The sequence below is a fragment of the Vibrio iocasae genome, assembly GCF_042245395.1.
Taxonomy (GTDB): domain Bacteria; phylum Pseudomonadota; class Gammaproteobacteria; order Enterobacterales; family Vibrionaceae; genus Vibrio; species Vibrio iocasae.
On the sequence record NZ_CP145310.1, the window covers coordinates 1,559,628 to 1,575,538 of the forward strand.

Here is a 15,911-nt window from a genome sequence, read left to right on the forward strand (position 1 = left end):
CCTAATAAAGGTCTTTTTTTAAGATGTTTATTTATCTATTTATTATTAACAGCATTCACGAACGCTTCTTGAGCCCCTTCAACGTTAAGGGCCTTAGCTTCGTCCAACAGTCCTAGCGCTTTAGGTATGTTGCCTTCATTAACGGCATTTTCTATTGCTGATAGATAGTATTTTGTAGTCTCTGATTGTGGCTTTATCGCTGCTTTCTTAACGACTTCAGCTTGTGGTTTTGCTGGCTGTATTGCCTTAAAAGGGCGAAGTTTTAAGGTCTCAATATCGATGCCAATCTTACCTTCACTTTTATAGGTATAAACCGGATCCGTTACCATCGGCATTACTTCACCAAACTCTTTCGCTCGTATCTTAGCGGGGTGATCTATCGTTACTTTTTTCCCCAACTGATCCGCGGGAGTATAAATAACAATATATGGTGTTTTTGAAGCATTAATTTTTAATTTGCTAATATAGCTTGTTTTAGTAAATGCATCGGACGCTTGTACCTTAAACTCGCTTAAATCTATCTTTTCGACAGATTGGAATGATCCGTCAAGTAGCAAAATCTGTGGGGCAAAAACCGAGTCACTCATCATCTCACTGGTAACAATGACCTGCATATCAGCGGATCGTTCACTAAACCTAAAGGCAGTAAAGTGGCTATTACCTTCGCCAAACTTGCCAACAGGCGAGCCTTCATCAATATTGAACTTTAAGTCCTCATGGTCATCTAGTTGAGCAAATGGGAACTGAGAAAAATCTGTACAACAAACTTCCTGATTTGTGGGTGGGGTGATCTCTTCATATACCTTAGTATCGGAAGCACAACCTGTCAGTAATGCACCTAGTGCAAAGGCGAATATCGTTTTTTTATTTGTCATTTTATCCTCACTATAGGCTGTTATATAGGTTGTTATTTATTGGGGGGGAAGCCAAAAAGGCAGCCCGTGGGCTGCCTTTAACTTTAGTTCGATTAGAACCAGATTTCAGTGTGTACACCCACAACTACCTGGTCTTTACCGTTATCAATACCGATGATGCCGGCACTCGCTTCATCATCTGCTACGATGTAGCTCACGTAAGGTTTGATTTGTGGACGACCAAAGTAGTCAGCATTTACAGTGAAAGCTGTTGCAACTTCAAAGTTCCAAATATCACTTTCTAACGCATCACCAGAACGAGTCCAGTATCCATCTTTACCTTCTTCATGACCGTAAGAAACTGTCGCTTCTAAACGAACATTCTGGTTTAAGTTGTATGATGGACGAGCTGCCACCATGTAACGTTTCAGATCTTCGGCACCGAATAGTTTATCTAGTGCAGCCATATACACAACTTCTGTACCTAACTGGAACTTCTCAGTTACGTTCATCACACCGTAAGAAGTAAAGAAAATAGATTCAGCGTCGTCATCACCACCTGACCAGTTACCAAAGTTAACACCACGGTTTTGCATCACACCAGAGCCATACGCCAGAGCAGTTTGAGTCCAACCGTCCATACCATAGTAGCTGCTGTTTAGTGTCACAGACGCACCAAAACCATCTTCATCAGTATTAGCTTTGTTACCGAACTTAACATCTAGGTCAATACTACCGATACCAGCATCAATACCGTAGTAATATAGGTCGATAGATGAAAGTGTTTTACGGTCAGCATCAGGGATCATAGTATCTAGGTCACCTGGATCAGCCATTACATACGCAATACCTGCTGTTTTACCCGCAAGCTTAGTCTGGATACCAGCACCTACACCTGAAGACTGCTTCCAAAATTCACCTGAAAGGATACCAGCAGCACGGTTTAGATAACGTTGACCAGCCCAGATAGAGGTTTCGTCACCAAGGATACCACCTAACTCAACGAATGCTTCTTTTACTGCAAAACCGTCATCATTAGATACTTTCTGATCACCATCGGAAGAGTAAGCGTAAGAGTTACCGTTACCAAACTCACTACGTACTACGTAGTCAGCCCAAACACCGTTTGAATACTCTGAATGTTTCTTGATTACAAATTCAACTTGGTTAGTACTCTTACCGTGTGTACCTGCTGTTTTGTAATCTGGGCGACCAAACTCAGTGTCTGCAGATGCACCGTCAATAACTCGGGCGTTGGAAGACATGTAACCGTTTACTGACCAACCATCAGATGTCATTTCGGCTTTTTCTTCCGCGAAAGCCACACCGGTAGTTAACGCTGTCGCCACTGCTGCAGCAATAATACTTACTCTTTTCATTCTTAACTCCATTAAGGGTAATTTTATTTTTCCTTACTCTCTTTCCTGATGTTGAAGGCAGTTCAAATCCACCAGAGAAGAAGAGATAGGTTAGGGACGAGCCCTTGGTTTGTTTCAACGGAGACAATGTTAGAAAAGATAAGCCGGGATGACTTCCTCCACCCTCAATTAATTTTGGGGGGAGTAGAAAGGAGGAGTAATTCCTCCCTAATGTAAAATTGTTGGCGATGTCACTTATTTAGGGTGGAGAGATGGGGGAAACCCAAGAAATTCGAGCTACAAAATGTTACTGTCATCAAAGTTTCACCATTTTTGCGGTATAACAACTAATTTAAAAATTGTCGAAAAATTGAATCTAAGGATGTTGCCTTTATAGGACAAGACTATTAACTTTAAGTTCAGAAGCTTCGAAAAATTAAATAATAGAATTTAGAAATGAATAAAAAGCGCTCACGCCCCTATCCACTGGGAGCAACTCTGGATAGTGAAGGCTGTAATTTTTCCATATACGCGCCCAACTGTCTGGATATCTCACTCGCCTTGTTTAAAAGCGATAAAGAGTACGACCTCTATCCTCTGGTAGAAAATTACGCTGGTAACAGACATATCTATATAGAAAAAATAAAAGCAGGCCAGAAGTATGGTTATGTCATCGAAACCGATGAAGGCCAGCACCTGTTATCCGATCCTTACGCCAAATCATTAGACAAACCTCTCGATTACTCTCTTCCTTTCAGCAATAAAAAAACATGGCAAATGTCCAAATGTGTCGTTATCGACGACCAGTTTGACTGGCAAGGTACAGAGCCACCAAGAATTCCACGTGAAGAGATGGTTCTGTTCGAAACCCATGTAAAAGGGGTAAGTAAACTCAACCCAGAGATTCCACCTTCCAGACAAGGACGTTACCTTGGTCTGGTGAGTGATGCCATGCTTAAGTTTTATAAAGAGCAGAACATCACCTCTATTCAGTTGCTGCCAATCGCTGCCTGTATGCACGAGCCTCATCTGTTGAAAATGAACAAAGTCAACTATTGGGGATATAACCCATACTTATTCATGGTTCCTGACCCAAGGTATGCCAAAGACGACGCGGTAACTGAATTTAAAACGGCTGTCCGAGAACTGCACCGTAATGGCATAGAGGTGATTCTTGATGTGGTTTACAACCATACGGCTGAAGGTGGCAACGGTGGTCCTGTATTCAACTTGAAAGCTCTGGATCCAAGTTACTACATCATGCATGGCGAGAACTTCGCAAACTATGCGGGTACTGGTAACACGATGAACCTGATGCACCAGCCAACACTTAATCTGGTGATGGATTCTCTGAGGTACTGGGTAAATGAGTTTAAAATTGACGGCTTCCGTTTTGACCTGGCGGCAACATTAGGACGCGACGGAGACAACTACAATTACCACTCACCATTCTTTAAAGCAGTTGCACAAGACCCATCACTTAAAGAAGTTAAGCTGATTGCTGAACCCTGGGACATTGGCCCTAATGGATATCAGGTTGGTGGCTTCCCTGATGGCTGGAACGAGTGCAACGATAAGTTCCGCGATATTACCCGAAGCTTCTGGCGAGGGGATCAAGGCTATCTAAAAGAGTTTGCTACACGTCTGATGGGCTCTCGCGATATTTATAGTGCAAGCCGCTGGCCTCATAAACTCACAGTGAACTACATCACTTATCATGATGGTTTTACTCTGCAGGATTTAGTCTCTTATCGTCACAAGCACAATGAAGCTAATGGTGAAAACAACCATGATGGTCACGGAGACAATCGCTCTGACAACTATGGTGTTGAAGGTGAAACCGACAACATGCTTATTAAAGCCATCCGGGAGAAGCAAAAACGAAACTTCCTGGCTAGTTTGTTGTTTGCCTTCGGTATACCGCACATTCTGACTGCGGATATCCTTTCTCACTCGCAAAAGGGCAATAACAACGCCTATTGTCAGGACAATGATCTTAGTTGGCTGAACTGGTCACATACCGATCGAAAAGAGCACTTCAGAAGCTGGCTTAGCGATCTTGTACAAGCTCGCGCTAAATATATGACCCCATTCGTCATCGCCTTTAGTGGAGAGCAACGCAATCAAAACCGCGTTGGCTGGCGAAGACCAGACGGAGAGCATATGGAGCACGACGACTGGAATCAGTTGAACTCCGTCGCACTTCACCTTGGCATTGATAAAAACGGTAATGAGTTGATTTATCTGATAAACCAATCAAATGCACCAGCCCATTTCATCTTACCGTCAGACAAAGGTCAGAAATGGGAGACGATTTGCGATACCAACCTTCGCGATGTTTCTCATCAGATGGTAGATAAAGAGATGCTATTGGCACCAATGTCTCTGGCCATTTTGCATGCTGAAGGAAAAAGCTGTTAGTACTCTAAAACGGGCTTCCCGGAGCCCGTTTATATAAGCAAAAGCTTTTTTACACGAAAAATGATTAATATTTAGGCATTTATCCAAAATATTTTTAACCAAGTACGTGTAAACCAACTATATTTTAAGTGCACTATTTTTTAGAGCACTCATTTTAAGAGGGAAGTCATGGAAGACAAAAACTCAAACAGTGGAACTCATCACTCAGGGGAAATACCCGGTATTGGAGTCTACATTTGCACCCAATGCCATTTCGCTATCGTTGTTGTCAGAGATAATTTTATCCTCCCATCATGCCCTTGTTGCGAAAATAATAGCTTTACTGAATCCGATGATGGCGGTGAGTTTGATGACAAGCAATAGCCATCAACACTCACTCTTCGGTTCGATTCTCATCCATATCTATAAACTCTTTTCTTATTTTGTCTGATTATCAACGGAAGTACGTCTGTTAATCTATACGCATACAGATTTCCAACCAAAGGACATTCACAATGCAAAAAACCATTCTTGTTACCGGAGCTACTGACGGAATAGGCCTTGAAACCTCAAAAATGCTGGTTGCAGAGGGCCACCACGTACTGATTCATGGTCGAAACCCTGCTAAATTGCAGGCCGTACAAGAACAGCTGTCAAAGATTGCAGGTGAAGGTAAAGTAAAAAGTTACATCTCTGACCTATCGAGAATTGCAGATGTCGAAGCACTGATAGTTGCAATTGCGGCCGATCATCAAAGTTTGGATGTGATCATCAACAATGCTGGTGTTTACAACATTTCAAACCCAGTAACTCAAGATGGTTTGGACGCGCGTTTTGTCGTGAATACCCTCTCTCCTTACTTGCTAACACAGAGGCTTGCTCACCTGCTTGGTCCATCAGGTCGAGTGGTTAACCTCTCTTCAGCAGCTCAAGCCTCTATAGATCCTGTTGCCCTTTCTGCGCCGAGTTCACAGTCAGACGGAATGGTATATGCCCAAAGCAAACTCGCAATCACTATGTGGTCGCGCCACATGGCAAAGACATTTGCAGACAACGGTCCTTCCGTCATTGCTGTAAATCCCGCTTCAATGCTGGGAAGTAAGATGGTGAAAGAAGCTTACGGCGTTAGTGGTGGTGACTTGCGTATCGGTGCTGATATTCTTTTCAGAGCTGCACTGTCTGATGAGTTTTCTAATGCTTCGGGCAAATATTACGACAATGACGCAAGACAGTTTGCACAGCCACACCCTGATGCGTTAAACGATGACAAAAATAAAGCACTTGTTCAGGCCATAGAGAAAATCTTAGAAGAAAAAACACTATAGTTTTTTAAGAATATCTATGACAACAACGAAGCAAGCCTCTCCAACCCGTGCCCAAAGGCAGATAATCAGGGATGTTTTCAGCCAATTGGATGCACATTTCGGTCCGCTTCATTGGTGGCAAGACCACAAACCCTTTGAGGTCATGGTCGGTGCTATTCTGGTACAAAATACCGCATGGACCAATGTTGAGAAGGCACTTAAAAATCTCGGTGATGAACTTAACCCTCTCAGCATTACTAACATGCCGGAGCCTGAGCTTGCTGAAAAAATTCGCCCTTCCGGCTACTACAATCAGAAAGCAAAGAAACTAAAGTCACTGGTACAGTGGTACTGCAAGTACAATTTTCAGATTGAGCAGGTTCGCAAAGAAGAGGCATCCCTACTTAGACAAGAGCTTCTCGATATCAATGGTGTTGGAAATGAAACTGCGGATGCCATTCTTGTTTACGCAATCAAAAAGCCTTCTTTTGTGGTAGATGCTTACACGCGCAGGATCTTTTCCAGATATGGTTTAGATGTGCCCACGAAATATCAAGATTTTCAGTCTCTGCTTGAAAGTACATTTGCAAAAGATCTAGATGTTTACGCTCAGTATCATGGACTTATGGTTGAACATGCTCAGCAGTATTGTAAAAAAATCCCCCAGTGTTCTGGTTGTCCACTGGAGGAAAAATGCGTTCAAAAAGAAATAACTAAATAACGGGGTTGTTTGACATTGAGATTAGGAGGGCTAAGCCCTCCTGATAATTCACCCAAGCCTATAGGGGAGACTAAATGGTGAATTATATTTTTCCTTCACTACCGCATACACGGATCTTGTCCATAATCACTTGCTTCATTGCTTCCTTGCCAGGAACAATATATTTGCGAGGATCATTTGCTCCCGGATTCTCAGCGAAGTGCTGTTTCACTGCGTCTGCAAAGGCAATTTTCAACTCAGTCGCGACGTTCACTTTGCATATTCCAAGATCAATACAACGTCTAACCGCTTCATCTGGCACACCAGACGCACCATGCAAAACAAGAGGAATATCGACACGCTCGCGAATTTTACTCAACCTGTCAAAGTCCAGCTTTGGCTCTGATTTATACATCCCATGAGCCGTACCGATAGCAACTGCGAGTGAATCTACGCCTGTTGAGCCCACAAAATCCGCAGCTGACGCTGGATCGGTCATAAATGCGTCTGCGCTATCGACAATCAGATCATCCTCCTGACCGCCCAACCTGCCCAACTCAGCCTCTACGCTTGCATCAAACCGATTACAGTATTGAACCACACTCTTTACCAACGCGATGTTTTCTTCAAAAGCATAATGAGAACCATCGATCATAACTGAGCGGATACCATGCTGAACTTTGTGTTCAATATCTTGCTGTGACTCGTGATGATCCAGATGCAGCACTAGCGGGACAGAATGTCTATGTGCAGCTTCTTTACAAATACTCACCAGGTAATCTGTGCCCGCATAACTGTATGTACCCGGAGTACCAGCCAGAATGACCGGAGAACCCATTTCTGAGGCGGTTTCCACAACAACCTGTACCGTTTCCAGATTGTGGATGTTGAATGCTGGTACCGCGTAACCACCAGCCTGAGCGCGCTTTAACATTTCGCGTGAAGAAATCAGATACATACTGCCTCCGCTAAAGTATTTCTGTTGGCGGCAAAAACCTGTTTACCATCAACCCATGTATTCAAAATTTGTTTGTCATCTGCTACCGCTACCATCGAAGCCTTTTTACCGACTTCTAACGAACCATAGCTATCATCTATTCCCAAAAACCTGGCTGGAGTCAGAGACGCCAACATCCAGCACTGCTCAAAGGGTATTCTCAGCCAATCTGCTAAGTTCTTTACTGCATCAATCATGGTGAGCGTGCTTCCTGCCAGCCCACCCGCTTCTGTTCTGGCGATTCCAGCTTCCACATGTACAGGATTACCGCACAGGGCATATTGCCCATCGGGCATTCCAGCCGCCTGCATCGCGTCGGTTACTGGCATCAACCGTTCACGACAACAACGGTGTGCAACATCTACTGCGACCGGATGGACATGGTGTCCGTCTGCAATTAGCTCGATGTAACTGTTTGGCTCGCATAGGCCCACACCGACAACACCTGGATCTCTGTGATGCAGTCCTCGCATACCGTTGTAGCAATGAACCAAACCATCGGCACCTGCATCAAAGGCCGCTTTTACCTGATCTGCGTTAGCATCCGTATGGCCTAACATCACTCGGATTCCGTTGTGTTTAAGGTGTTTTATTGCCTTCCGGGCATCGTTCTTCTCTGGTGCAAGTGCGACCGTAAGCAAGCTACCGTCTGAATAAGAAATCCAACTATCAAGCTCCTGCGTATCCAGTTCACGAAACAACGCTTCAGAATGAGCCCCTTTGTTTTTCGCAGTAAAATAAGGCCCTTCCAGATACGCTCCAAGCAGACAGGCACCACTCACGCCCTTGCGTTTACTTTTGCCAATCTGCATCAACACTTCTTTTATTTCATTTACCGGTGCTGTCACCGTGGTCGCCACAAACCCTGTTACGCCTTTTGATGCAAAGTACTGAGACATCACCTCAAGACTCTCATGTTTAGCGTCCATGACATCACAACCCAGAGCACCATGAACATGAGTGTCGATCATCCCCGGCATTAATGTGCAGCTCTGCAGTTCGATACAAGGCTCGCTACAATCATCAGCCTCTAGAATTTGCTCGATAACGCCAAGTTTATTAATCACAAGCACCACGTTTTGACGCAGTTCGGAACCGATAAGCGCTTGTGAGGCTTTAATATGTTGATGCTCAGATGCCATCATCTGCCGTTTCCTGTTTTGCTGAGCTTGCCAGCTGTTCCGAGAGGCTTGTTATTCCTCTATGGCCACATTCGAGGGCTTGTTTTACAAACTCCCGGGCCGTTAAATCATCTCTATCCAAGAGCATTTCCGCAGCCATCTGAAGATTCGTACCTGCGATGACTTCCATATTGTCGTGCTCCTGGCTAAGCAAGGATGCAGAGCGGAAAGGTGTCCCTCCCAATAGGTCGGTCATAAATACCACGCCATCATCGCTATGCAGCTCAGTTAATGCTGTGCGCATAGACTGTTCCAGCTCTGGCGTTGTCGCTTCTGGCGGGAAATCAATGGCTCTGAATTGCTCTTGTTCGCCGATAATTTGATTGATCGCTTTTTCAAGTCCGGTAGCAAAGCCACCATGGCCGGATAGTATTACTGTCAACATCTTCGTGTTCCTTATGCGGAGCCGGGTTACCCGGCTCCTTTACTTACTGTTAGCTAAGGGCTTATAGGAAGCCGGCAAATCTTCCGACAACACCCAGTGTCATTGTGATTGCGATAAGGCGTAACGGACTCCAGCCACGCTTAACCAGTGCAAACATAAACAAGGTATAAACCAGCGGCAGGAATGCCGGCATTAGTTTGTCGATAACATCAGCCTGAAGTTTCACCACTGCATCACCTGCGGTGATCTCTGCTGTCGTAGCAAGTCTGACGTAAGTAGCAACCAGCGCTCCGATAACGGTCATACCCACCATGGAAGCAGCGTGCCCCACCTTCTTGGTGTTAGCCTTAATAACCGGTATTGCCGCTACCCCCATGCGGTAAGCGTAGTGAGCGAGACCGAAACGAAGACCGAAATGCACAACATTAAACAGAACCATGAAGAACACCGCGCCCATAATGGATCCCTGCAACGCGAGGTCTGCACCAATACCACCACAGATAGGTAGTAGCGTTAGCCAGAACATAGCGTCACCAATGCCTCCCATAGGTGCACCAACCGCAATCTTAGTGCTCTGAATACTGTTGATGTTCTGCTTTGAGCGCTCCATCGCCAGCACAATACCCATTACAAACGTCACCAGGAACGGGTGGGTATTAAAGAAACCCATGTGCCCTTTCATCGCTTTAGACAGATCCGCCTGATTCGGGTGGATTTTCTTAAGCGCTGGCAAGATGCCATACAACCAACCTGATGCTTGCATACGTTCATAGTTAAACGACGCCTGAAGAAGAAGTGAACGCCAAGCCATCTTGTTGATATCTGACTTCGTCAGTTCCGCACCAATTTCTTTGTTTTCGTACTCATCATTCGCGACACCCGGAGCCGGCTGAACACGGGTATTGGTCTGACGCAGGTCTAGTTCGTTACTTACATTAGATTCCATCGTTAAGTTCCTCAGCTGAAGCAGTTGCCGGAGCAGGTTCTGGTTTACGCATATAGTCAATGATTGCCATCGCAGTTACGGCAGCAGCAATTGCCAGAATAGGCAGTTCAAGCCATGCAGCGGCAACAAAGCCTAAGATGAAGTAAGGGATATACACATTCTTCATCATGATCTTCATCAGTACGGCAAAACCGATAGCTGGCATGATGCCACCCGCAACACCCAGTCCATCAATCAGGTCTTTCGGTAGCTTTTCAACAATTGCTCCTGCATGCTCAGCACCAAGGTAGATTGGCAGGAAGGCACACAAGAAATAGAACGTACCTAGCACAGCTAGAGCGAAGTAGTTAACTCGTTCAATGCCGTCAGTATCCGCATTTTCAGCGTATTCATCACAACGGGACATCACTGCAGACATGGCAGAGAAAAGTAGAGTGATACCCATCTGAACTGCGACGGCAAAAGGTACGGCTATACCCACAGCGACATTTGGTTCGACACCAGTAGTAATCGCAAAGGTAGTACCTACAATCGTACCTATGATTACGTTTGGTGGCTGAGCACCGGCCAGTGGAGCCAGTCCCATCCAGATGAGTTCCAGAGTACCGCCAACCAAAATACCAGTGTTAAGGTCACCAAGGATCAGACCAACCAAAGGCCCCAATACAACCGGGCGGTGAAAGTGGGTCAGACCATTGAATAGATCCAGACCAGCAAAGAAGGCAAGAACGCCAAGCATTGCTGCCTGTAAAATGCCTATTTCCATGTTTTGCTCCTTAAGGATTAAAGTAGAGTAAAGATGTCGGTAGCACTTTCTGTAGGCACGCCCTGCACGGTACAGGAAACACCGAGTGCTTTTAGTGTGTTAAAGTCGTCCACATCTGTTGCATCAACAGACACAGTCTTCGAAATCTGCGTTTTTCCTTTGGCATAGTGCATATTCCCCACATTTATCTGTGAGATAGGCACACCACCTTCAACCAGCTTTCGAAAATCAGACGGAGAGTTGCAGACAAGCAGAATTTTCTGACGGTCTGCCGCTTTGTGAATCGTGTCGATGGTTTTCTGAACAGACCAGAAGCGAATTGCAATCCCTTCTGCTAATACCATTTCCATCAGATTTTGCTGAATTTGATCCTCGGCAACTGCATCATTGGCTACAACAACAATGTTTGCGCCTGCAAAGCCTACCCACTGGACACCCACCTGCCCGTGAACCAGTCGCTCATCGATTCTGCTAAGTACTATATTTGGCATATGTTTTATCTCTCGTTAAATCAGTTACTTATTTTTGTTGTAGGTATGAATGGTGACCCCTTGAACCACGCGGTTAACCTCTCCGGTCGGGCATGGATTATCAGGGGTGAGGCCCAGTTTCAGAGACTTTCCGAGGGCAAGCATCTGGGCAAATACGATATACGGGAACAACAACCATTGTTCTTCAAGTTCATCGCAACCAAGTTCAATGGCACTGCTGGCGTGAAAACTTTCAGAGGTCAGCGCAACCTGAGCAAGCACTTGTTTGTCGTTGGCAATCTCATCATGCAAGTCGATGTCGTACTTTCGGGAATACGCGTCACTTGAGAAGAACTGAATGACTAATGAGGTGTTGTCGATAATAAATTTAGGTCCATGACGGAAACCTAATGGCGAATCAAATGCCGTCATAACGCGACCAGCACTAAGCTCTAGCGATTTAAGTGCAGCTTCACGAGCCAAACCGGAAAATCCTCCATTCCCTAACACAACTAGACGCTGGTATGGAAGATCGGTCAGTTCATCGATTTTTGATGGCCACGAACCGATAAGATTTTCGCAACGGGTCGCACAACTCTCTGCATTTAGAGCGAATGCAGTGAGGTCATCTGCACCCAGAATTGCAAGTGACGCCATCGTCATGCAGCTAAAGCTGGATGTCATAGCAAAGCTTTTGTCGTTTGAACGCTCTGGCATCAGTATGCAAAGCGCTCTTTCATCTTTTTGCGCATGCTTTGCTAGCTGGCCTTCCCCGTTACAAGTAAGGAAAAGATGGTAGCAATTAGGTACAACCTGACTTGCCAGCTCCACCGCAGCCACACTTTCCGGGCTGTTCCCCGAACGAGCAAATGAAACAACCAGGGTTGTGCGCTCAGGATCTAAGTATTGCTCCGGATTGGAAACAATATCTGTCGAAGCGATCGCCTCTACACAAAAGTCATTGTTGTGCTGCAAGAAAGGAACAACCGCATCACCTGCAAATGCGGACGTTCCCGCACCCGTCAGAATAATTCGAAGAGTCGAATCTTCCCGTAGTGGCTTCATAAAACGGCTAATCTCATCCTGTTTGCCAAACAAAATATCAACAAGCTCTCGCCATAGCTCTGGTTGTTGAGCGATCTCCCTGGCGGTATGAATGGCATTTTTTTCGACAAGCCAGGTTTTGTCGTATCCCAAATAACTGCTCATGTTTAGTACTCCAACGCTGGCGACTTTTCGGGAGAACAAGCGCGTGCGTATAGTTCAGTAACTTCCATTACTTTGTGAATGATTAAATCTTTTGGATTATTTTTGATAGCTCCCTCCATCACCGCTTTGGCCTGATTAGCCATGTACTGGCTGATCAAGGTGACAGGTGCAGGACGCTCCGTGAGGTTTTGAATAAGTTTGTCACACGCCTTTTCCACTTCTGGGTGTGGCCAGTAGTACCGAACGCGGTCGCTAAGGCTATAGGAGCAGTCCAGATATTGCTGACGTCCTTTCTCTTTGTAGTAAGAATGCCAATAGTCTCTGTTCTCATACATCACCTGATCAAGCGTCGCTCTCAGATGAGACGCTTCTCCCGGACCACACCACTCTTTCTCTATGGCATCCAAAGCAAACAAGGCTTCACGTAGCGCAAACGTCAGTGCCGGCCCGACTTTAAGAATGGCAAAGTGGTCCCTCACCAACGACTGATACACCTCAGCGACCTGATAGTCTGTCGAGTGAGCTTCAAACACCATGTTCGGATACTGTTCAATCATTTCTGACAGAGGTTGTGCTTTCTCCGCCTGATACCGAATGACGTTGTGATGGTCAAACTCAACACCCGGTTGAACAACCAGACCAATGACACGATCCCAGGCTAGCGTAAGTCCTACCGCATCAAACGCCTCTTTGTGAACGCGAATAGTCTGCTGTGCCGCTTCAGGAGAGGTAACTTCCACACCTTCATCCAGAGATTCCTGTGCACCACCGGGAACGGGTACTTCAGTTCCTACGATATAAACAGGCGCTTCACCACCAACGGATTGCCATGCCTTTTCAGCTACAAGACAAAGTCTTGCCGCCCGCTCAGCAACAATGGCGTCACTTAAAGGAACAGGATCACCTTTGCACGACATCGAGCAGTCAAGATGAATCTTTCGAAATCCAGCGGCGATGTAGTCGTGGATTAAGGTTTCTGATCTCTCCATCGCTTCATCGGCGTTCAAACTCTGCCAGCAGTTAGGACCCAGGTGATCGCCCCCAAGAATCAACTTATCCAGATTTAATCCGTTGTCTTCCGCTAACTCATAAACATAATCAACAAACGACTGAGGAGTCATTCCTGTGTACCCACCAAACTGGTTAACCTGATTGGAGGTCGACTCAATGAGTAATAGCTGCTCATCCCTGATGGCTTGCTTCATTGCGGCTTCAAGAACGTAAGAGTTTGCAGAGCAGACAGAGTAAATCCCCACTGACTCACCCTGTTTGTGCTTTTTAATTAAACTGGTTAATACCTTCATTTTTAGTCCTTAACAGGTAATCTTGTCAGCGATGATGACTTCTACACCCAGTTGGGTTAGCGTTTGGTAATAGTGTTCTGGTATCTGACTATCTGTAATCAGCGTATCTATCTGCTCGACTGAACGAATCATGCAAAAGCTCTTGCGACCAAACTTGCTAGAGTCCGTAACAGCAATCACCTGACGGGAAACATCGCACATCGCTCTGTTTACCTGCGCCTCACCCTGATTAGGTGTCGTAATTCCCGCTTCAAGATCAAACCCGTCAACACCCAGGAAAAGTTTGTCAAACCGATACTCCTTTACCTGTTGCACGCCTTGAGCACCCATCAATGAAAAGGAAGCACGACGAAGATTTCCACCAACTACGTACAGATCAACATTGTTAAAACCACTTAATTGATGAGCGGTATTGAGCGCATTGGTCATCACAACCAGGTCTTTCTTTTTGCTCAGATAAGTGGGCATATGCCCAATCGTAGAACCAGAATCCAGAATGACGGCTTCACCGTCATGAATCAGGGCTGCGGCACAAGCGGCAATTTTCTCTTTCGCGGATTTGTTGAGGAGCCCTTTGCGATGGAGTGGTTGGTCGAAAGCAAAGTTAGGATTGAGCGTCGCTCCACCGTAGCAACGATGCACACATCCTTGTTGTTCAAGGAGGTTGAGGTCGTGACGAATTGTCACCGCAGACACATTAAACATCGACGCGAACTGGTCGACTTTGCCATCGCCTTTTTGATGGATAATCTCAATTATCTTTTGTCTGCGTTCTGCACTTGTCATTTTTTCACTCACACTTTTCAGTTTATTTCGCTGAACAAGAAAACCTTTCGTTTTCTTTCGGTGAGAATTAAATCATTAGGGCAGAATGAATATTGTTGGCTAGATCACAAGGTTTTGGGCACTAAAATGAAAGAAAAAACCCTTTCACTTCATTAACAATGAAAGCAGAACGCAATTTTGTAACTTAAAGCGAATAATCATTAAACAGTGAATAACAAAGGATTTATTGATAACTAAAGTGAAAGAAGAAATAAAAGAGGTGAATGAGTAGGCATTTCGATATTCAGAACGATCAAGATCACACTTTGATAAATTGAGCTCAAAAGGAGCGTTATACTACTTACATACATCACTCCAAAAACAGGGGTTACTCTGCGATGATCACCTCAATATTATTTGCCTTAAGAGCGTCAACATAATGTAGAGGGATACCATTATCAGTTATCAATACGTCCACTTCCTCTAACGTGGCAATAATACAAAAACTCTTACGGTCAAATTTAGATGAGTCACAGACAGCAATAACGGTTTTCGCAACTTTGCACATCGCTCGGTTGACAAGCGCTTCACCTTTGTGCGGAGTTGTGACACCTAGATCAAGGTCGAAACCATCCACACCCAGAAACAATTTGTCAAAACGGTACTTACCAAGTTGTTCTTCTGCATTTTCACCATGCAGAGAAAAAGCATTTTTTCGGACTGTTCCGCCTGTGACCATCACTTCAACATTTTCGAAACTGGTTAGGTGGTAAGCAATATTGATAGCATTGGTCATCACCACCAACTGCTTGTCTGATTTAAGTTGCTGAGCAATTTTTTCTGTCGTAGAACCGGAGTCGAGGATGATATTGTCACCATCATCAATAAGCTCTTCCGCTTTTTTAGCAATCTTCAGTTTTACATCTGCGCGTATTTGTCCTTTCTCTTTTAGAGAGCGATCAAACGCAAAGTTCTTATTGATTGTGGCACCACCATAACAACGCACCACGCAGCCCCGCTTTTCCAGTTCGTTAAGATCGTTACGAATGGTCACGCTGGAAACCTGATATTTCTCGGCGAAATATTCAACATTACCTATTCCTGAAGTCTGGATAGTTTCAAGAATTTCTTCACGACGCTGGGCTGTTTTAGTCATAGTTTTCTGTTAGATATCATTCTTATATAAAGACATTTTTTGCTTTTATTCGTTAAGTTGCAAGCTCCAATTCGAACAGGGCTGTGTAACCAGAATGGCAACTATCTTTATATGGA

16 protein-coding genes are annotated in these 15,911 nt (G+C 45.0%); 4 read left to right on the forward strand and 12 right to left on the reverse strand.

The window, feature by feature from the left end:
- Window positions 1-35: 35 nt before the first annotated feature.
- Window positions 36-875 (reverse strand): MalM family protein, encoded by an 840-nt coding sequence (locus tag SNR28_RS06935; protein ID WP_375748482.1) that lies wholly within the window; start codon window positions 873-875, stop codon window positions 36-38.
- Window positions 876-967: 92 nt separating this feature from the next.
- Window positions 968-2,233, reverse strand: a complete 1,266-nt coding sequence (locus tag SNR28_RS06940; RefSeq protein ID WP_375748483.1) for a carbohydrate porin — start codon at window positions 2,231-2,233, stop codon at window positions 968-970.
- A 435-nt stretch (window positions 2,234-2,668) separates the two neighbouring features.
- On the opposite strand from SNR28_RS06940, the gene glgX reads away from it, so the two are divergent.
- The 4 genes from glgX to SNR28_RS06960 all read left to right on the forward strand — a co-directional run bounded on the left by glgX (window position 2,669) and on the right by SNR28_RS06960 (window position 6,637).
- Window positions 2,669-4,633 (forward strand): glycogen debranching protein GlgX, encoded by a 1,965-nt coding sequence (glgX, locus tag SNR28_RS06945; protein WP_375748484.1) that lies wholly within the window; start codon window positions 2,669-2,671, stop codon window positions 4,631-4,633.
- A gap of 168 nt (window positions 4,634-4,801) precedes the next feature.
- Window positions 4,802-4,996 (forward strand): hypothetical protein, encoded by a 195-nt coding sequence (locus SNR28_RS06950; RefSeq protein WP_375748485.1) that lies wholly within the window; start codon window positions 4,802-4,804, stop codon window positions 4,994-4,996.
- 131 nt (window positions 4,997-5,127) lie between these two features.
- Complete coding sequence (locus SNR28_RS06955) at window positions 5,128-5,937, forward strand: SDR family NAD(P)-dependent oxidoreductase (protein WP_375748486.1); 810 nt, start codon at window positions 5,128-5,130, stop codon at window positions 5,935-5,937.
- 16 nt (window positions 5,938-5,953) lie between these two features.
- Window positions 5,954-6,637: an endonuclease III domain-containing protein gene (locus tag SNR28_RS06960; RefSeq protein ID WP_375748487.1), complete on the forward strand. Its 684-nt coding sequence runs from the start codon at window positions 5,954-5,956 to the stop codon at window positions 6,635-6,637.
- 82 nt (window positions 6,638-6,719) lie between these two features.
- Here SNR28_RS06960 and SNR28_RS06965 read toward each other — a convergent pair whose 3' ends face one another.
- The 10 genes from SNR28_RS06965 to agaR (SNR28_RS07010) form a co-directional block, all read right to left on the reverse strand.
- The gene (locus SNR28_RS06965; protein WP_375748488.1) at window positions 6,720-7,574 is read right to left on the reverse strand and encodes a tagatose bisphosphate family class II aldolase; all 855 of its coding nucleotides are present in this window, start codon (window positions 7,572-7,574) and stop codon (window positions 6,720-6,722) included.
- The gene (gene nagA, locus SNR28_RS06970) at window positions 7,565-8,755 is read right to left on the reverse strand and encodes an N-acetylglucosamine-6-phosphate deacetylase (protein WP_375749912.1); all 1,191 of its coding nucleotides are present in this window, start codon (window positions 8,753-8,755) and stop codon (window positions 7,565-7,567) included. The genes SNR28_RS06965 and nagA overlap by 10 nt, the downstream gene beginning before the upstream one ends.
- Window positions 8,745-9,179 (reverse strand): PTS galactosamine/N-acetylgalactosamine transporter subunit IIA, encoded by a 435-nt coding sequence (gene agaF / locus SNR28_RS06975; RefSeq protein ID WP_375748489.1) that lies wholly within the window; start codon window positions 9,177-9,179, stop codon window positions 8,745-8,747. Before agaF ends, nagA begins: the two co-directional genes overlap by 11 nt.
- Before the next feature lie 61 nt (window positions 9,180-9,240).
- Complete coding sequence (agaE, locus tag SNR28_RS06980; protein WP_375748490.1) at window positions 9,241-10,125, reverse strand: PTS N-acetylgalactosamine transporter subunit IID; 885 nt, start codon at window positions 10,123-10,125, stop codon at window positions 9,241-9,243.
- On the reverse strand, window positions 10,115-10,891 hold the full coding sequence (agaW, locus tag SNR28_RS06985) for a PTS N-acetylgalactosamine transporter subunit IIC (protein ID WP_375748491.1): 777 nt from the start codon (window positions 10,889-10,891) through the stop codon (window positions 10,115-10,117). Before agaW ends, agaE begins: the two co-directional genes overlap by 11 nt.
- Before the next feature lie 17 nt (window positions 10,892-10,908).
- Entirely contained in the window at window positions 10,909-11,382 is a 474-nt protein-coding gene (gene agaV / locus SNR28_RS06990) for a PTS N-acetylgalactosamine transporter subunit IIB (protein ID WP_375748492.1), read from the reverse strand.
- 24 nt (window positions 11,383-11,406) lie between these two features.
- Window positions 11,407-12,570 (reverse strand): SIS domain-containing protein, encoded by a 1,164-nt coding sequence (locus SNR28_RS06995; RefSeq protein WP_375748493.1) that lies wholly within the window; start codon window positions 12,568-12,570, stop codon window positions 11,407-11,409.
- A gap of 2 nt (window positions 12,571-12,572) precedes the next feature.
- Window positions 12,573-13,874 carry a D-tagatose-bisphosphate aldolase, class II, non-catalytic subunit gene (locus SNR28_RS07000; protein ID WP_375748494.1) on the reverse strand — a complete coding sequence of 434 codons (1,302 nt, stop codon included), beginning with the start codon at window positions 13,872-13,874 and terminating at the stop codon, window positions 12,573-12,575.
- A gap of 9 nt (window positions 13,875-13,883) precedes the next feature.
- Window positions 13,884-14,660, reverse strand: coding sequence for a transcriptional repressor AgaR (gene agaR, locus SNR28_RS07005; RefSeq protein WP_375748495.1), 777 nt, complete (start codon window positions 14,658-14,660; stop codon window positions 13,884-13,886).
- Between the two features lie 367 nt (window positions 14,661-15,027).
- A complete protein-coding gene (gene agaR / locus SNR28_RS07010) occupies window positions 15,028-15,795 on the reverse strand; it encodes a transcriptional repressor AgaR (protein ID WP_375748496.1) in 768 nt (255 codons plus the stop codon).
- Between the last annotated feature and the right edge of the window lie 116 nt (window positions 15,796-15,911).